This window comes from Tamlana sp. I1 (genome assembly GCF_015355625.1).
Taxonomy (GTDB): Bacteria; Bacteroidota; Bacteroidia; order Flavobacteriales; family Flavobacteriaceae; genus Pseudotamlana.
Genome location: NZ_JACLAF010000003.1, coordinates 16,784 through 34,086, shown reverse-complemented (window position 1 = coordinate 34,086; position 17,303 = coordinate 16,784). Strand labels below are relative to the sequence as shown.

The window sequence follows — 17,303 nt, the reverse complement described above, 5'->3', positions numbered from 1 at the left end:
TAACAATTGATTATTAATACTTAATTAATCAATAATAAATATTCAATAGACAATTGAAAAATGGATACTAAAGAATTACTAAAAAAAGTACGAAAAATAGAGATTAAGACACGCCGATTGTCTGATCATATTTTTGGAGGGGAATATCATTCTACCTTCAAGGGGCGTGGTATGACTTTTAGTGAAGTGCGTCAGTATCAATTTGGCGACGATGTTAGAAATATTGATTGGAATGTTACTGCAAGATACAGCGAACCTTATGTGAAGGTTTTTGAAGAAGAACGCGAGCTCACCATGATGCTTATGGTTGATGTTTCGGGTTCTGAATTATTTGGTACCGCCGAGCAGTTTAAAAATGAAGTGATTACCGAAATAGCAGCAACTTTAGCATTTTCGGCAACCCAAAACAACGATAAGATTGGGCTCATTTTGTTTTCAGATAACATTGAACTTTACATTCCGCCTAAAAAAGGACGTTCGCATGTACTTCGTATTATTCGCGAATTAATCGAGTTTAAACCAGAAAGTAAAAAAACCAATTTCGCCGAAGCTTTAAAATTCTTGCAAAATGTAATGAAGAAAAAAGCGATTGTGTTTGTACTAAGCGATTTTATTGCCGACGATTATCATCAAACCATGAAAATTGTTTCAGGAAAACACGATGTTACAGGCATAAGAATTTACGATAAACGCGAGGAAGACATCCCGAATTTAGGCATGGTGCAAATGCAAGATGAAGAAACAGGCGAACTTATGTTGGTTAACACATCGTCTAAAACCGTACGTCGCAACTACGCTAAATTTTATCATGACAAGGTAAACTACTACAAAGAAAGCTTTAACAAATCTGGTGCAGGCAGTATTGATTGTCGTGTTGATGAAAGTTATGTTAAAAAGCTGCTGGGATATTTTAAACAAAGAGGTTAATCTTAGTTAAAATTAAAATTTAAAAGTGAAAAGAGATACGTTTCAAAATATACAATTAAATAAAAAGAAGTCAGTCTCCGGTCTTCCGTCTTCGGTCATCAGTCATCGGTCTTCCGTCACTGGTTTTCCGTCACCGGTCTTCCGTCTCCTGTCATTAGTCTTTTTTCTACACGCTTTTTTCTCGTTTGCACAGGTAAAATCGACTGTAGATTCAACGTCTATAAAAATTGGGGCTCAAATTACGTATCATATTCAGGTTGAAACAGATTCAACTAATTTGGTGGTGTTTCCAGAAGGGCAAACATTTTCACCATTGGAGATGATTGATTCTTATGATGTTGATACTCTTAAGAATAAAGATAAATTCAACTTAATTAAGAAATACGGATTAACACAATTCGATTCGGGAAAATACACCATTCCAAGACAGAAAATTTTAATTGGCGATAAAACCTTTTTTACCGATTCTGTGCAAGTTGAAGTGCATAACGTCGTGGTCGATACCACTAAAGGACTTTACGACATAAAACCTATAATTGCTGTTGAAAAAAGTAGCAGCAATTGGTGGCAATATGTTTTAATCACTCTTTTAATATTAGGCCTGGTTGGTTTTTTGTTGTATTGGTTTATTTGGCGACAAAAACCATTAACCGAAGAAGAGAAAATAGCTTTATTACCACCTTACGATCGTGCGAAATTGGCCTTGAAAGCCTTAGATGAGAGCCAATATTTAGAACATGAAAATTTAAAAGATTATTATTCCGATTTAACCTTTATCATCCGAAAATATTTAGATGAAAAAGTTTACGACCGTGCTTTAGAGAGTACCACCGACGAACTTATTAATCATTTAAACTTATTAAAAGAAGGCAATCAAGTTGATTTAAGTCTGGACGATATCAAAAAAATAGAAAGCATTTTAAAGCGTGCCGATTTGGTGAAATTCGCAAAATCTGCACCAGATATTGAGTTGGCAAAATTAGATAGAAACACCATTGATGTTGAAATCGATCAGGTTAAAGAAGCCTTGCCAGAACCTACCGAAGAAGAAAAGCTGTTAGACGAAAAATACAGATTAGAACAAGAGCGTAAAAAGCAACGTAAAAAAGTTTGGCTTACCGTTGGTATTAGTGTCTTTTTGTTATTAGCAACCTTAACAGGATTTTCGTTAAAATATGGTTTTGGTTATGTAAAAGACACCATTTTTGGGCATGATAGCAAGGAACTTTTAGAAGGCGAATGGGTAACAAGCCAATACGGTATTCCGCCCATTACCATTTCAACACCGCAGGTTTTAAAGCGTACAACGCCCGAGTTGCCTGCCGAGATGGCTCAGAATATGAAAATCACCCAATTTAGTTATGGCAGTTTGCTTCAAAAGTTTCAAATTACCGTAGCAACTACAAAACTAATTAATCAAGGGCAAGGCCAGGGTCAAGAACAAAGTGAACATAAAATTGATATTCAGCAAGTTTTAGATTCTAGTTTGAAAAATTTCGAATCTACTGGCGCACAAAACATCATCACAAAAAAGGAAAAGTTTGTAACGCCAAATGGAGCTGAAGGCATGAAGGTTTTTGGTAGCATGGATCTGCCTATTCCAAATACAGAACATTTTGAAAAAGGTAAATATGTTATGCTAGGTTTTGCTTCTGAAAATGTGGTGCAGCAAATTATAATTTTTCATGATGATGACGATGTTTACGCAGAGCAAATGGTAGAACGCATTTTAAATTCAGTTGAACTTAAAGAAGCAGAAAAATAATGTTTGAAGGCGTAGAATTTTTAAATAAAGGGTTTTTCTGGTTACTGTTGGCGCTTCCGTTAGCCATATTATGGTATGTGTTTAAACATCAAAAGCAAACCGCAGAATTAAAAATATCAAGTTTAAAAGGTTTTAAAGTTACCAATTCTTGGTTGCCCAAATTAAGACACCTTATGTTTGGTTTAAGGCTAATAGCTTTAGCTTTATTAATTACGGCTTTGGCAAGACCACGTTCTGTAGATGTATCTTCAAGAACAAAAACCACTCGTGGTATCGATATTGTTATGGCTATTGATGTTTCGGGGTCGATGTTGGCAAAAGATTTAAAGCCAAACCGCTTGGAAGCCTTAAAAGACGTGGCAGCCGACTTTATAAAAGGCAGACCGAACGACCGAATTGGGTTGGTGGAATATGCTGGCGAAAGTTATACAAAAACACCTATAACCAGCGATAAAGCTATAGTGTTGCGCTCGTTAAAAAGTATAAAATACAATAATATCATTGAAGGCGGTACCGCTATTGGTATGGGGTTAGCAACGGCTGTAAACCGATTAAAAGACAGTAAAGCCAAAAGCAAAGTGATTATTTTATTAACCGATGGGGTTAATAATTCAGGTTTTATCGATCCTAAAATAGCCAGCGAATTAGCGGTGGAATACGGCATAAAAACATATACCATTGGTTTAGGAACTAACGGTATGGCCTTGTCTCCCGTAGCTGTTTTGCCAAATGGTAATTTTCAATACGGACGCGTTCAAGTTGAAATTGACGAAGATTTATTAAAAGAAATTGCACAGGTTACCGGCGGAAAATATTTTAGAGCGACCAATAACGAAAAGCTTGAAGAAATTTACGGGGAAATTAATAAACTTGAAAAAACCGAAGTTGAAGAGTTTAAGTACTATAATTACCAAGAAATGTACCGTCCGTTAGTGCTTTTAGCTGGCTTATTACTGCTAATCGAATTGCTATTGCGTTTTACGGTATTTAGGAGTTTTGTTTAGTTGGGTTTAGAGACAGGAGTCAAGAGACAAGATTTTGAGACGGGAGACTGAAGACTGAAGACGGAGGGCATGAAAAAGATAAATGAGATATTCGTATTCGTGGTTAAACAGTTAAACGTATCAACGAAAAACAAATAAACAATTAATGTATCAATTAGAAGAAAAAATATGGTTTTGGGCGTTAGGTATTATTCCTGTAATAATCCTACTCTTTTTGGTGCTTCAATTTTGGAGATATAGAGCGCAAAATAAGTTTGCCGATAAAAATTCATTAAAACGATTAAGTCCTAACCGCTCAGTTTTTAAAGGCGTTTTAAAAGTTGTTGTTTTAAGTTTGGCTTTTTTGTGTTTGGCCATTGCCTTAGTAAATCCTAAAGTGGGTACCAAGCTAGAAACGGTAAAACGCGAGGGTGTAGATATTGTTTTTGCCGTCGATGTTTCTAAAAGTATGTTGGCTGAAGATATTGCGCCAAACCGATTAGAGAAGTCAAAACAATTGGTAACTCAAATTATAAATAATTTAGCTAGCGACCGTGTTGGGATTATCGCTTACGCTGGAAAAGCCTTTCCCCAGTTACCTATAACAACAGATTATGCTTCGGCAAAAATGTTTTTACAAGGCATGAATACCGATATGTTATCCTCGCAAGGAACAGCAATTAACGAAGCTATTAAATTGGCGACTACCTATTTTGATAACGCCGAACAAACCAATCGTGTGCTTATTATAATTTCCGATGGCGAAGATCATAGTGAAGCTTCTACAGCTATTGCAGAATCTGCTAGTACCGATGAAGGTATTCGTATTTTTACCATTGGTGTTGGCGATGTGAAAGGTGGTCCCATTCCTGAAAAACGCAATGGTGTTGTTTTAAATTATAAAAAAGACAACCAAGGCGAAACGGTTATCACCAAGTTAAACGAAGAGACCTTAAAAAGTATTGCTTCGGCAGGAAATGGGGTTTATATTAATGGGAAAAACACAAAATCTGTGGTTGATGAAATTCGTGATATTTTAAATGCCATGGATAAAACCGAATTTGAAGCCAAGGAATTTGCAGATTTTAAAGATCAGTTTCAATGGTTTTTAGGTTTCGGAATTTTCTTTTTGCTCCTCGATATTTTCCTTCTGGAACGCAAAACGGGGTGGTTAAAAAAGTTGAATTTATTTAATGAAAATCTTTAGTTTCCGCGAAAGCGTGATTCTAAAAAGCAGAATAACAATGAAACAAATAATAACAGGTTTAGTACTTTTTATATCGCTTTTTTCTTTTTCGCAAGACGAAGATAAAGCACAAGCGTTGGCTGCTAAAAAAGCTAACGATTTTGTGTTTGAAGGCAATAAACTGGCAGAGAAAGAAGATTTTTCAACTGCCGAAATGGACTACCGCAAAGCCATTTCGAAGCAATCATCATCGGTAGCTGCGGCATATAATTTAGCCAATACTTATATTAAAAGCGGTAATTTTGAAGAAGCTTTATTCCGTTTGGAACAGGCGGCAAAGGCAGCAACTTCAAAAGACGAAAAGCATAAAGCATTCCATAATATTGGTAATGTTTTAATGCAGAATAAAAAATGTAAAGAAGCTGTTGAAGCTTATAAAAACGCCTTAAGAAACGATCCTTCCGATGATGAAACCCGTTATAATCTAGGGGTAGCAAAGGTTTGTGCAGAGCAACAACAGGATAACCAAAACCAAGATCAGGATAAGAACGACGAAAACAAAGACAATAAAGAAAACCAAGATAATAAAGATAATAAAGATAAAGAAGGCGATAACAAGGACGAAAACAAAGATCAAGGCGACCAAGATAAAGAAGAAGGCGACGATAAAAAGGATGATGAAGGTAAGCCTAAAGAAGATGAAAAGGACGATAAAAAAGATGAGGGCAAAAGCGATAAGAATAAAGATGAAAAGGAAAAAAGCCAGCCACAGCCTAAGCCTGGACAATTATCGCCTCAGCAAATAAAGAATTTGTTAGAAGCCATGAACAACCAAGAACAGGAAGTTCAAGATAAAATAAACGCCGAAAAACAAAAAGGTGTAAAAATTAAAACAGAAAAGGATTGGTAGAGCAGATTAAAACCTGTTCGTTAATCGTTAATGTCGATTCGTAAATTTATGAGTTTTATAAAGTACATATCAATATTTTTAATCATACTTTCTACAAGTTTCGCTTCTGCTCAAGAGGTGGAATTTGTTATGAAAACAAGTAAACAGAAATTAGGAATTAACGAGCGTTTGCGTGTTGATTTTGTAATGAATCAGGATGGTGATAATTTTAATCCGCCAGATTTTTCAAATTTCTCGGTGGTTGGAGGGCCAAACCAATCGGTTAGTAATTCGTGGATAAACGGCGTTCGAACCTATAAAAAAACCTATAGTTACTTTTTGTCTCCTCAAAAAAGAGGGGTGTTTACTATTGGGCAGGCCGCTATTGTTATTCAGGGGAAAACCTATAAAACCATAGCTCAAAAAATTGAGGTTACTGCTGCGGTAGACATTCCTAAAGACCCGAACGATCCTTCGTATTTAGCTTCGGAAGGAGTGCATCTTGTTGCTGAGGTTTCAAAAGCAAATCCATATTTAAATGAAGCCATTACGGTGGTTTATAAATTGTATATCTCGCCAACTATTGGGGTGGATCATATGAATGAAATCGACTCGCCAAAGTACAGCGATTTTTGGAGTCAGATTATTAATACTCAGAACGAACAAGTTCAGAATGGTAAATATAATGGAGAAGATTATCGTTTCTTAGTGTATAAAAAAGCGGTGTTATATCCGCAAAAAACAGGAAAATTAGAGATTGAGCCTTTAAGTTTAGATATTGCACTTCGCGTACCAACAAACCGTCGTGATATTTTTGGTAGTACTTTAATGTCTCGTGTTAATAGAACCATTTCGGCAGGACGAAAAACGATAAATGTAAAAGCATTGCCCGAAGCTGGAAAACCATTAGATTTTACTGGTGCAGTTGGCGATTTTACATTCGATGTAAATGCCTCAAAAACTGAGCTTGATGCTACCGAATCGTTGCAGCTTAAAATTGCAGTAAAAGGTAGTGGTAATTTAAAATTGTTTAAGTTGCCCAAAGTATCGTTGCCGAGTTCTTTAGAGGTTTACGAGCCAGAGCATAATGAAAATGTAAAAACGAATTTAGCTGGTATGCAAGGAAGCATTACCGATAGTTATACGATAGTTCCTCAGTTTAAAGGGAAGTATCCAATACCTAGTATTTCATTTTCGTATTTCGATTTAAAATCTAATTCGTATAAGCGTTTGTCTTCCGATGAAATTCTAATTAACGTTTTAAACGGGCCTGCAAGTCATTCAACAGATGCTAACAACCAGAATGCTTCAAATTCAAATAAGCAAGCTGTGGTTTTAAATAGCGATCATTTTGCGTTTATAAAAACAGCCACAACATTTTCGGCCATTAAGCAAGACTTTTTCTTTAAAACTAAGTTGTTTTGGAGTTTACTGTTGTTGCCATTTTTAGCCATTCCTATCGCTATTCTTATTCGAAATAAAAGAGCGACCAGAGCTGCCGATGTTTCAGGAAATAAAGTAAGAAGAGCCAATAAATTGGTTAAAAAATATTTGAGTAATGCCAAGAAATCTTTAGGACAAAAAGAAGCGTTTTACATTGCTTTAGAAAAAGCATTGCATAACTATCTTAAAGCCAAATTGCATATTGAGACTAGTGATATGAGTAAAGATAAAATCACTGAAATCTTAACTACAAAACAGGTAGATACTCAGGTTGTAAACGATTTTATTAGCCTTATTGAACGTTGCGAATTAGCGCGTTACACGCCTATCGATGTGGTTACCATGCAAGAAGATTTTGAAAAGGCTGGACAAACAATTTCTTTAATTGATAAACAAGCACGTTAAAATGAAAACTCTATTATACACCATATCGTTTTTATTAAGTTTTGGCGTTTTTGCTCAAAATCAAGATTTATTTGAAAAAGGCAATGCGTTTTACAACGATGGAAAATACGCCGAAGCTATAGACAATTACCAAGCTATTTTAGAAACAGGGCAGCAGTCTGCCGACTTGTATTTCAATTTAGCCAATGCCAATTATAAGCTGAATAATATCGCGCCAAGTATTTATTATTATGAAAAGGCATTGCAATTGGAGCCTAATGACAACGATATTAAAAATAATTTAGCCTATGCTAAAAACATGACCATCGATGCTATTGATGTGATTCCTGAAACCGGACTAGCTAAATTAATTCATAATTTTACCGATAAAATGACCTTTGATGGTTGGGCAATTACTTCAGTCGTTTTTGTGTTTTGTTTTGTGATTTTATTTTTGGTGTATTATTTTTCATATTCAACAGGTATAAAACGTTTAACCTTTGTTGGTAGTTTTGTTGTTTTAGCACTCGTTTGTATCACCTTATCTCTAGCATTTCATAAATTTAATTTAGATAAAAAAGACAATCCCGCTATTGTTTTTGTGCAAGAAAGTAAAGTGCGAAGTACACCAAACCCAAAAAGTGAAGAGGCCTTTAGATTGCATGAAGGCACTAAGGTTCAAGTGTTGGAAACTTACAACGATTGGCAAAAAATAAAACTCACCGATGGTAAAACAGGTTGGGTTATTTCAGATGATATTAAAATGTTAAATGAACTTTAAATTCTATAGGATATTTTCTTATAAGTTATATATTTGTTACCCAAATAACTAAAGTTAATGTCAAGACAATTCATTTCTACTATATTATCTATGATTTTTTTGGCGTTCATTGCAGCACCAACAATTATCAAGATGGTTGATGATTCGATTGATGTTTCATTTTATTATTCATACGCAGAAGAAGAAGAAAAAGGCGCTACAAAAAATGTAACTAAAGAAGTTATAGTTCTTGAAGAACTGAATAGTGAGTCACTTTTTCTGTTAAGTACTCAAGAAAACACGATGCCTTATGTGTTTAAAACGTACTCCAACCCGTATTTTAATTTAGTTTCTCCTCCTCCCGATTTTACATAATATTATTGTTTTGTCTCAGACAATTTAATTTTGTCTATTTATCTTTAACCGCTAATGGTGTGATTTTCATCAAAAAGCAAAATTTTATTATGTATGTTTAAATATATTAAGAATGACTTACCAGCGAGTATAGTCGTATTTTTCGTTGCCTTACCATTATGTTTAGGAATCGCGTTAGCCAGTGGCGCGCCATTATTTTCGGGCGTTATTGCTGGTATTATTGGTGGTGTAGTTGTTGGTGGGCTTAGTGGCTCAAAACTTGGTGTTAGTGGTCCTGCAGCAGGATTAGCTGCTATTGTATTAACTGCCATTGGTACTTTAGGTGGTTATCAGAACTTTTTAGTAGCTGTAGTTTTAGCTGGTATTATGCAATTAATTTTCGGTGTTTTAAAAGCCGGAGTTATTGGTTATTATTTTCCATCTTCAGTAATTAAAGGGATGTTAACAGGTATTGGTATCATCATTATCTTAAAGCAAATCCCTCACTTTTTTGGATATGATGCCGAGCCAGAAGGCGCAGATAGCTTTATTGAAGCTTCTGGAGAAAATACATTTTCAGCAATATTTAATGTATTTGATAATCTTATCTTAGGATCATTAGTTATTGGTTTAATAGGGTTAGCTGTTATATTATTTTGGGATAATGTTTTAGCTAAGAAAGCTAAATTTTTTACGATAATACAAGGGCCATTAATTGCTGTGGTTTTGGGTATTATTTTTTACGTGCTTACGGGATCAAATGATACGTTGGCAATTGCAGAATCACACTTAGTTAGTGTGCCAATTCCAGATGATATTAATTCCTTTTTAGGGCAGTTTAGTTTTCCAAATTTTGGAGCTATCACAAATCCTGAAGTGTGGGTAGTTGCTTTTACCATTGCATTGGTAGCAAGCTTAGAAACTTTATTAAGTGTGGAGGCTTGTGATAAATTAGATCCAGATAAAAATGTAACACCAACAAACCGTGAGTTATTAGCTCAAGGTGCAGGAAACATTGTTTCTGGTTTGGTAGGTGGTTTGCCTATTACTCAGGTTATTGTAAGAAGTTCAGCAAACGTGCAATCTGGTGGAAAAACTAAATTATCAACCATTATACATGGTTTATTATTATTGGTTTCGGTAATTTTAATTCCTAGACTACTTAATCAAATTCCATTATCTGTACTTGCAGCTATTTTATTAGTTGTTGGTTACAAATTAGCAAAACCAGCTTTATTCAAGAAAATGTACAGTTTAGGTTGGAAACAATTTGTACCGTTTATGGTGACTATTTTAGGTATTGTATTCACCGATTTATTGGTAGGAATCAGTTTAGGGCTTTTAGTTGGTGTCATCGTAATTTTATTAAAAAGTTACCAAAACTCTCACTTCTTACACATTGAAGATAAAAGTAATGGTAAACATAAAATTAGCATGACTTTAGCTGAAGAAGTTACGTTTTTCAATAAAGGTGCGATTTTGAAAGAATTGGATAACTTGCCAAATGAAACATATCTAGAATTAGATCTTATGAAAACAAGGTATTTGGATAATGATATTATTGAAATTTTAGACGATTTTTCACACAAGGCAAAAGAACGCAATATTGATATTAAACTGATTTCAAAACGTGGTGTAGTAGAAAATCCAGATAGTTATTTCGAGTTTTTCCGTAACCGTCCTAAATCAAAAATAAGTTTAAGCTAAAAATAAGTATGAAGGTTTGAGTTATTCCTTGATGAATGACTCAAACTTGAAAACAATCATTATAAATAAAAGCATATTATGAAAGCACATACTCAAGAAACACAGGCTACAATTACACCTGAGAAGTCAATTCAATTTTTAAAAGAAGGAAATCAAAGATTTCAAAATAACTTAAAAGCAAACAGAAATTTACTAGAGCAAGTAAATGATACTAGTGAAGGACAATTTCCATTTGCAACAATTTTAAGCTGTATCGATTCTAGAGTTTCTGCAGAATTGGTGTTCGACCAAGGTTTAGGAGACATTTTCAGCGTTCGAATAGCAGGTAATTTTGTAAACGAAGATATTTTAGGTAGTATGGAATTTGCCTGTAAATTAGCGGGGACTAAAGTTATTGTTGTTTTAGGACATACTAGCTGTGGAGCAATAAAAGGCGCTTGCGATCATGCCGAGTTAGGAAATTTAACTAAGCTAATCGAAAAAATTACGCCGGCGGTTAATGCTGTTGAAGCACCTAAAGATGAAGCATTAAGAACATCTAAAAATTTAGATTTTGTTGATGAAGTAGCTAAAAAGAATGTAGAATTAACCATTGATAGAATTCATGCTGAAAGTCCGATTCTATCAGAAATGGAAAAAAATGGTGAAATTAAAATAGTAGGAGCGATGTACGATATCAGTACAGGTGCTGTAGAATTCTATTAAAAAATATCCGTGAAAACGGATGGGTATACCATATAAAGCTAGATAAACTCTGATTTTTCAATAGCTTTATGTTATGACTATGATTAATAAATAGCAAAACAAAAAAGTCAATACTTCAAGTATTGACTTTTTTTTTACAAAAAAATACGCTAACTTAATGATTTACAAGTAAGTGTATGGAGAAGTTGTTTTCGAATATAAGAGGCGATGCCTTTGGAGGAATTACAGCTGGTATAGTTGCCCTTCCTCTAGCTTTAGCTTTTGGTGTGTCTTCTGGTCTTGGACCAACCGCAGGCCTTTACGGGGCTATCTTTATAAGTTTTTTTGCTGCGCTTTTTGGTGGTACTAACACGCAAATTTCAGGGCCTACAGCACCCATGACCGCCGTAAGCATGGTGGTTATAGCAGGTATTGTTGCAGCAAACGATGGCGATGTTTCCAAAGCCTTACCTACCGTACTAACCGTTTTTTTATTAGCGGGACTCATGCAAGTAGGTTTGGGTGTTTTAGGATTAGGGAAATACATTCGTTACATTCCTTATCCTGTAGTTTCTGGTTTTATGACGGCCATTGGTCTCATTATTATTATGACGCAAATACTGCCAGCCTTAGGGTATTATCCAAAAGAAGATATGCCTTTTGTTGAACAGTTTAAACCGCAAGCCGAAGAAGCCATATTAGAAAACATTCTTAGAGAAGAAGCAGGCGAAGGTATTCTTGTTCTTGAAAATTTTAAAGAAACTATTGAGCGTTCACACCATATTTCACAAGAAGATATTTTGGTTGAATCGCAAACCCTGGCTGCTAAAAAAACATCGGGAGCATTGGGTGCTATTAAGGCCATTCCTCGCGCGTTAAAAGATATTAATTGGCTAGAATTAATATTAGCCCTCGGAACCATAATCATAATTTACGGTTTTAAAAGAATAACTAAAGCCGTTCCTAGTACATTGGTGGCTTTAGCTGTTATGTCGGCAATTGCGGTTATTTTTGGTTTAGATTATCGTCCTATCGACAAAATCCCTAGCGGATTGCCCATTCCCAATCTCGGTATTTTTACAGAATTTAAACTTGCAAGCGTGACGCCCTATGTTTTCACGGCACTTACTTTAGCACTTTTAGGGGCTATAGATTCTTTGTTAACCAGTGTAGTTGCCGATAATATGACCAAAACCAAACACAAACCGAACAAAGAGTTGGTGGGTCAAGGGATAGGAAATAGTATCGCAGCCATTTTTGGAGGTATTCCAGGAGCAGGCGCAACCATTAGAACCGTTGTGAATATTACTTCTGGAGGAAAAACGAAGTTATCGGGAATGATTTCAAGTATCATGCTGTTAGCCATTTTGCTAGGTTTAGGTCCGGTAGCTTCTCGTATTCCAGCAGCTGTTTTGGCAGGGATCTTATTAACTGTTGGTTTTGGAGTTATGGATTTTAAAGGTATTAAAGCCATACCTAGTTTGCCAAAAGATATGAATTTCGGACTTTTCAAAATCAGTTCCGAAGTTTTAATAATGGTTATCGTATTGATACTTTCAACCTTTTGGAATTTAGTTTACGCCGTAGGCATTGGGCTGATTATCGCCTCCTTAATGTTTATGAAGAAAATAGGCGATTTAACGGCCGAACGTTCCGATGTTAAACCACTCAAGGAAGAAGCCTGGGACGATGAAGGCGATTTTCCTGCCAATTTAAAAGAAGAAGTTTTTATAAAACACATTAAAGGGCCATTGTTTTTTGGAACCACTAGCGATTTTCAGCAGCTTACCGCTCAAATCCCAGATTCAGCCAAAACCGTTATTCTAAGATTGGGGCGTATGCAATACATGGATCAATCGGGATTGTATGCTATGGAGGATATGCTTCAGGATTTAAATAAAAAAAACGTTGAAGTTTTGTTTGTCGACCTTCTAAAACAGCCTAAATACATGATGGAGCGCATTGGAATTATTCCGCAGTTAATTCCTAAGGCACATATTTTTAAAGATTTTAAAACCTGTTTACAGTGGATCAAACAAAATATAATAGCGAAACACAACGGCACAAATTAGCGTAATAATTTAAGCTTCTTGATTAAGAATTGGAGTTTCATCTTCCATTTCATCGGTGATATCTTCATCTGAATTCAGTTTTTCAGTTTCTTCTAAAACACTTGGGTAAATAAGAGGCACAATAGATTTTACGGGTTCGTATAGTATGGAATTTTTTACTGTGTCGTCTTCAAGAAATGTAATCGTATTATTCATACGGTCAAAAATATTTAAAATTACACTTAAAATAAGTGCAATTTTTAATGCCCCAAAAACACCTCCCAGAAGCTTGTTAAGAATGCCTAAAGCAGCAAAATTAGCCAACTTGGTTAGCGCTTTGCCTGCTAAACCAATAGCTAAAACAATAACCACAAAAGTAATGGCGAAGGCAGCAATACTAATTGTTTTTTCTTCCCAATCGGTTTTACTTTGTAAAAAATCGGCAGCAAAATTACTAAAATGAAGCGCGCCATAAACGCCGGCAATTAAAGCCACCAACGAAGCTACTTCAACAAAAAGCCCTTTCATAAACCCGCGAACCAACCCGAATAAAATCAATGCCCCTAAAACGATATCAATAACGCCCATAATTGTTAATATTTCTGTAAATATATAATAATTTCTGTCCTTTTTCAGCTAACACTTGTCAAGTTACCTAGCCATTACGTAACTTTACTGCCGAAAAAAGAATGAGCTTAGAAACGCAGAAATTCTGAAACTCAGAAACTGTGAAACTTTGAGTCTTTTAAACTTAAAAAAGAAATGTCTAGAGACGAACAATTAAAGGAACGCTGGGAATTGGTAGTTAATAAATTATCTAGTCAATTTGCCGATGGCGACCCAATGGATCTCGATGCGATCATCTATTTAATTGGTGTGCAAGAGCTTGGGCAGTTAGATAGAACTTTTAAAAAAGACCAAAAGCTGGACCTTATGCACATTGCCATTTGTAAACTTTTGGTGCCTTATGGCTATTACGAACTCGATTTTGTCGATGATGAAGGTTGGCCACACTATAAAACCCTAGAAAACTTGCCACATTTAAAGGCAGGCGAGCAAAGCGTTTTAATGAAGGAAGCCATTGTAAATTACTTTTTAGAAACCGAATATATCAATTAAAAATATTTTGGGCGCTAGCCTGCCGGCTGGCAGGTTACCTAAAGGTCGGGCTTTCCGTTCCAATCTTTTTGTTCGGAGCTCTCAAAAAGGATTTCCTCTTTAATCCCTAACGCAAATCGCGAAAAAGTAGTAAATTTGCGTTCATTTTTGAAATGACGATATGATAGATAAGATAAAAGACCTAATTGCTGAAGCAGAAGCTTTTGAAGCCAAAACCAAAGACGAGGTTGAAGCATTCCGTATTAAATACTTAGGAAAGAAAGGTTTGTTAAACGACTTTTTTGCCGAATTTAAAAATGTTGCAAACGACCAGAAAAAGGAATTTGGACAAACCATAAATGCGCTTAAAAAAACCGCCGAAGATAAAGTAAATCATTTAAAAGAAGCCTTAGAGAATAAGGATGAAGTTAAAGGGGTTTACGGCGATTTATCGCGTCCGGGAGAGCCAATTCACATTGGGGCACGTCATCCTATTTCTATAGTTAAAAATCAAATTATCGATATCTTTTCACGTATTGGTTTTAACGTTAGTGAAGGTCCGGAGATTGAAGATGATTGGCACAACTTTACAGCGCTTAATTTGCCAGAATACCATCCAGCACGCGATATGCAGGATACCTTCTTTATTCAAACGAACCCAGATATTTTATTGCGTACACATACCAGTTCGGTGCAGGTGCGTTATATGGAAAATAATAAACCACCAATTCGTACTATTTCGCCAGGTCGCGTGTATAGAAACGAAGCGATTTCGGCGCGTTCACACTGTTTTTTCCATCAAGTAGAAGGTTTGTATATTGATAAAGACGTGAGTTTTGCCGATTTAAAACAAACACTTCAGCATTTCACAACCGAAATGTTTGGAAAAAGCAAAATACGATTACGTCCGTCGTACTTTCCGTTTACAGAACCAAGCGCAGAAATTGATGTGTATTGGGGCTTAGAAACCGAAACCGACTATAAAATTACTAAAGGTACCGGTTGGTTAGAAATTGGAGGCTGCGGTATGGTAGATCCTAACGTTTTAGAAAATTGTAACATAGATACCAACGAATATTCAGGTTTTGCCTTTGGTGTGGGTATCGATCGTATCGCTATGTTATTACATCAAATAGGCGATATTCGATTACTTAGCGAGAACGATGTGCGTTTCTTAGAGCAGTTTAAAAGCGCCTTGTAAAACAAACACTTCATAAAATAATCTAAGCCGATACATTGTATCGGCTTTTTTTATTCCATTATATTTTGAGATGTGATTAATGTGAATTATTGATTTAGCTTCTATTTAAATTGTTTAACATTTTCTTAACTTCGTTTAGTTCGGTTTGTTTCGAACCAAGTGTATATTTGTCGGAAATTATGAAATTGTTTGAATTTATAGTTTCAGTGAAATAATCATACACAATAATGGAAGATAGCAATTGTAAAGAAAAAATGGCATTGGTTGAAAAGCTAGGCGTTCATTTAGAGAGCAGAGACCAATTAGCTCCTGTTGCGGCTCGTATTTTATCATATATCATTTTAACGGGCAAATCAGGAACCACCTTTGAAGATTTAGTACATATACTTTGTGCTAGTAAAAGTACCATCTCAACGCATTTAAATCATTTACTAGATTTAAATAAGATTGAATATTTCACCAAAACAGGCGACCGTAAAAAATATTTTGTAATTAATAAAGATACCGTCGTTCAGCATGTTGATAAAATGATTAGCGATTGGCAAGAATTACGCGAGTTACACCTAGAAATTAAAAATTATAAGGAGTTTAAAAACAATGCCATTATTGAAAATGATGATGAAAAATTTGATTTAAATTTTCATAACGATTATATCAAATTTATTGATGGTGCCACGAAATCTATTGAAGAATTAAGAACAAATTTAAAAAACAGTCAATTCAGTCTTTAAAACAAGAAATATGAAAACCTATACATTACATTATATCCTCCTAGTTTGCTTGGCGTTAACCGTGGCAAGTTGCGGAAAAAAGGCAGAGCAACAAGCCGTACAAGCTCCTCCAGTTACAATTCCTGTAACAGCCGTAAATACAACTACGGTTACAGGCTTTAAGGAGTATCCAACCAATATTGAAGGAATTATTAATAGCGATGTTCGCGCAAAAACTGCTGGGTATATTCAGAAAGTATTGGTTGATGAAGGACAGAAAGTAAGCAAAGGTCAGATGCTATTTAAACTAGAAACTCAGGCCCTGTCTGAAGATGCAGGTGCTGCAAAAGCGCGTGTCAATGTAGCACAGGTTGAAGTGAATAAGTTAATTCCTTTAGTCGAAAAAAATATTATTAGCCCAGTTCAATTGGAAACGGCTAAAGCTAATTTAGCGCAAGCGCAGGCCAACTATAGCAGTATCTCTGCAAACATTGGTTATGCTACTATTAAAAGTCAAATTAATGGTTTTGTAGGCACTATTAATTTTAGAGAAGGTGCTTTAATTAGTCCAAACGATGCCACGCCTTTAACCACTGTAAGTGATATCTCAAATGTTTATGCTTTTTTCAGTTTGAATGAATCGGAGTATTTTGATTTTTTACAAAATTCGGAAGGAAAAAATCTTGCTGAAAAGTTAGAGCATTTATCTGAAGTGAACTTAATCCTAGCCAATGGAACTACATATTCTGAAAAAGGCAAGATTCAAACCAGCTCCGGACAAGTCAATCAAAAAACAGGAACCGTAAGTTTTAGAGCTGTTTTTAATAATCCAAACCAGTTGTTAACCAATGGAAATAGTGGGAAGCTTCAAATTCCAACACAGTATGAAAATGAGATTGTAATTCCGCAGGAAGCCACTTTCGAACAACAAGGAAATATTATGATTTTTAAAGTGGGTGCCGATAATAAAATTGCAACCCACATGATAAAAGTGAAGGCCGATGTAAATAACTTATATGTTGTAGAATCCGGGCTTAAACCTGGCGATAAAATTGTGGTTACTGGCGTAGGGAAACTACGAACAGGTATGTCTATTACACCGCAAGAAGTAGCTTATAATGAGGTTTTAAAACCTATTGCAACATTATTTAAAAACTAGAA

The 17,303-nt window shown here is 35.3% G+C and carries 16 protein-coding genes; 15 read left to right on the top strand and 1 reads right to left on the bottom strand.

All coding sequences use genetic code 11. The features are described from left to right. Window positions 1-60: 60 nt before the first annotated feature. The 11 genes from H6X70_RS03005 (at window position 61) to H6X70_RS02955 (ending at window position 13,154) form a co-directional block, all read left to right on the top strand. On the top strand, window positions 61-927 hold the full coding sequence (locus H6X70_RS03005) for a DUF58 domain-containing protein (protein WP_194766199.1): 867 nt from the start codon (window positions 61-63) through the stop codon (window positions 925-927). 97 nt (window positions 928-1,024) lie between these two features. After that, window positions 1,025-2,692 carry a hypothetical protein gene (locus tag H6X70_RS03000; protein ID WP_194766415.1) on the top strand — a complete coding sequence of 556 codons (1,668 nt, stop codon included), beginning with the start codon at window positions 1,025-1,027 and terminating at the stop codon, window positions 2,690-2,692. Then, a complete protein-coding gene (locus tag H6X70_RS02995) occupies window positions 2,692-3,696 on the top strand; it encodes a vWA domain-containing protein (protein WP_194766198.1) in 1,005 nt (334 codons plus the stop codon). The genes H6X70_RS03000 and H6X70_RS02995 overlap by 1 nt, the downstream gene beginning before the upstream one ends. A 145-nt stretch (window positions 3,697-3,841) precedes the next feature. Further along, the gene (locus tag H6X70_RS02990) at window positions 3,842-4,882 is read left to right on the top strand and encodes a VWA domain-containing protein (protein WP_194766197.1); all 1,041 of its coding nucleotides are present in this window, start codon (window positions 3,842-3,844) and stop codon (window positions 4,880-4,882) included. 37 nt (window positions 4,883-4,919) lie between these two features. Then, window positions 4,920-5,771: a tetratricopeptide repeat protein gene (locus H6X70_RS02985; protein WP_194766196.1), complete on the top strand. Its 852-nt coding sequence runs from the start codon at window positions 4,920-4,922 to the stop codon at window positions 5,769-5,771. A gap of 48 nt (window positions 5,772-5,819) precedes the next feature. Further along, window positions 5,820-7,598 (top strand): BatD family protein, encoded by a 1,779-nt coding sequence (locus H6X70_RS02980; RefSeq protein WP_194766195.1) that lies wholly within the window; start codon window positions 5,820-5,822, stop codon window positions 7,596-7,598. A gap of 1 nt (window position 7,599) precedes the next feature. After that, window positions 7,600-8,358 carry an SH3 domain-containing protein gene (locus tag H6X70_RS02975; protein ID WP_194766194.1) on the top strand — a complete coding sequence of 253 codons (759 nt, stop codon included), beginning with the start codon at window positions 7,600-7,602 and terminating at the stop codon, window positions 8,356-8,358. Window positions 8,359-8,415: 57 nt separating this feature from the next. Further along, complete coding sequence (locus H6X70_RS02970) at window positions 8,416-8,712, top strand: hypothetical protein (RefSeq protein ID WP_194766193.1); 297 nt, start codon at window positions 8,416-8,418, stop codon at window positions 8,710-8,712. 93 nt (window positions 8,713-8,805) lie between these two features. Further along, window positions 8,806-10,398 (top strand): SulP family inorganic anion transporter, encoded by a 1,593-nt coding sequence (locus tag H6X70_RS02965; protein WP_194766192.1) that lies wholly within the window; start codon window positions 8,806-8,808, stop codon window positions 10,396-10,398. Between the two features lie 78 nt (window positions 10,399-10,476). Then, window positions 10,477-11,103, top strand: coding sequence for a carbonic anhydrase family protein (locus tag H6X70_RS02960; RefSeq protein ID WP_194766191.1), 627 nt, complete (start codon window positions 10,477-10,479; stop codon window positions 11,101-11,103). Window positions 11,104-11,279: 176 nt separating this feature from the next. After that, window positions 11,280-13,154, top strand: coding sequence for a SulP family inorganic anion transporter (locus tag H6X70_RS02955; RefSeq protein ID WP_194766190.1), 1,875 nt, complete (start codon window positions 11,280-11,282; stop codon window positions 13,152-13,154). Window positions 13,155-13,163: 9 nt separating this feature from the next. Here the strand turns inward: H6X70_RS02955 and H6X70_RS02950 are convergent, their stop codons facing one another. Further along, a complete protein-coding gene (locus H6X70_RS02950) occupies window positions 13,164-13,721 on the bottom strand; it encodes a CvpA family protein (protein WP_194766189.1) in 558 nt (185 codons plus the stop codon). Between the two features lie 174 nt (window positions 13,722-13,895). On the opposite strand from H6X70_RS02950, the gene H6X70_RS02945 reads away from it, so the two are divergent. The 4 genes from H6X70_RS02945 (at window position 13,896) to H6X70_RS02930 (ending at window position 17,301) form a co-directional block, all read left to right on the top strand. Beyond that, the gene (locus tag H6X70_RS02945; RefSeq protein WP_194766188.1) at window positions 13,896-14,252 is read left to right on the top strand and encodes a hypothetical protein; all 357 of its coding nucleotides are present in this window, start codon (window positions 13,896-13,898) and stop codon (window positions 14,250-14,252) included. A 160-nt stretch (window positions 14,253-14,412) separates the two neighbouring features. After that, window positions 14,413-15,432, top strand: coding sequence for a phenylalanine--tRNA ligase subunit alpha (gene pheS, locus H6X70_RS02940; RefSeq protein ID WP_194766187.1), 1,020 nt, complete (start codon window positions 14,413-14,415; stop codon window positions 15,430-15,432). Between the two features lie 227 nt (window positions 15,433-15,659). After that, window positions 15,660-16,163, top strand: coding sequence for a GbsR/MarR family transcriptional regulator (locus H6X70_RS02935; protein ID WP_194766186.1), 504 nt, complete (start codon window positions 15,660-15,662; stop codon window positions 16,161-16,163). A gap of 10 nt (window positions 16,164-16,173) precedes the next feature. Next, window positions 16,174-17,301, top strand: coding sequence for an efflux RND transporter periplasmic adaptor subunit (locus H6X70_RS02930; RefSeq protein WP_194766185.1), 1,128 nt, complete (start codon window positions 16,174-16,176; stop codon window positions 17,299-17,301). The last annotated feature ends 2 nt before the right edge of the window (window positions 17,302-17,303 follow it).

Coding starts and splice junctions, on each gene's coding strand:
- H6X70_RS02965 (WP_194766192.1), top strand. CDS start 8,806: ATGTTTAAATATATTAAGAATGACTTACCAGCGAGTATAGTCGTATTT.
- H6X70_RS02975 (WP_194766194.1), top strand. CDS start 7,600: ATGAAAACTCTATTATACACCATATCGTTTTTATTAAGTTTTGGCGTT.
- H6X70_RS03005 (WP_194766199.1), top strand. CDS start 61: ATGGATACTAAAGAATTACTAAAAAAAGTACGAAAAATAGAGATTAAG.
- H6X70_RS02985 (WP_194766196.1), top strand. CDS start 4,920: ATGAAACAAATAATAACAGGTTTAGTACTTTTTATATCGCTTTTTTCT.
- pheS (WP_194766187.1), top strand. CDS start 14,413: ATGATAGATAAGATAAAAGACCTAATTGCTGAAGCAGAAGCTTTTGAA.
- H6X70_RS02945 (WP_194766188.1), top strand. CDS start 13,896: ATGTCTAGAGACGAACAATTAAAGGAACGCTGGGAATTGGTAGTTAAT.
- H6X70_RS02990 (WP_194766197.1), top strand. CDS start 3,842: ATGTATCAATTAGAAGAAAAAATATGGTTTTGGGCGTTAGGTATTATT.
- H6X70_RS02960 (WP_194766191.1), top strand. CDS start 10,477: ATGAAAGCACATACTCAAGAAACACAGGCTACAATTACACCTGAGAAG.
- H6X70_RS02980 (WP_194766195.1), top strand. CDS start 5,820: ATGAGTTTTATAAAGTACATATCAATATTTTTAATCATACTTTCTACA.
- H6X70_RS02935 (WP_194766186.1), top strand. CDS start 15,660: ATGGAAGATAGCAATTGTAAAGAAAAAATGGCATTGGTTGAAAAGCTA.
- H6X70_RS02950 (WP_194766189.1), bottom strand. CDS start 13,721: ATGGGCGTTATTGATATCGTTTTAGGGGCATTGATTTTATTCGGGTTG.
- H6X70_RS02970 (WP_194766193.1), top strand. CDS start 8,416: ATGTCAAGACAATTCATTTCTACTATATTATCTATGATTTTTTTGGCG.
- H6X70_RS02955 (WP_194766190.1), top strand. CDS start 11,280: ATGGAGAAGTTGTTTTCGAATATAAGAGGCGATGCCTTTGGAGGAATT.
- H6X70_RS02995 (WP_194766198.1), top strand. CDS start 2,692: ATGTTTGAAGGCGTAGAATTTTTAAATAAAGGGTTTTTCTGGTTACTG.
- H6X70_RS02930 (WP_194766185.1), top strand. CDS start 16,174: ATGAAAACCTATACATTACATTATATCCTCCTAGTTTGCTTGGCGTTA.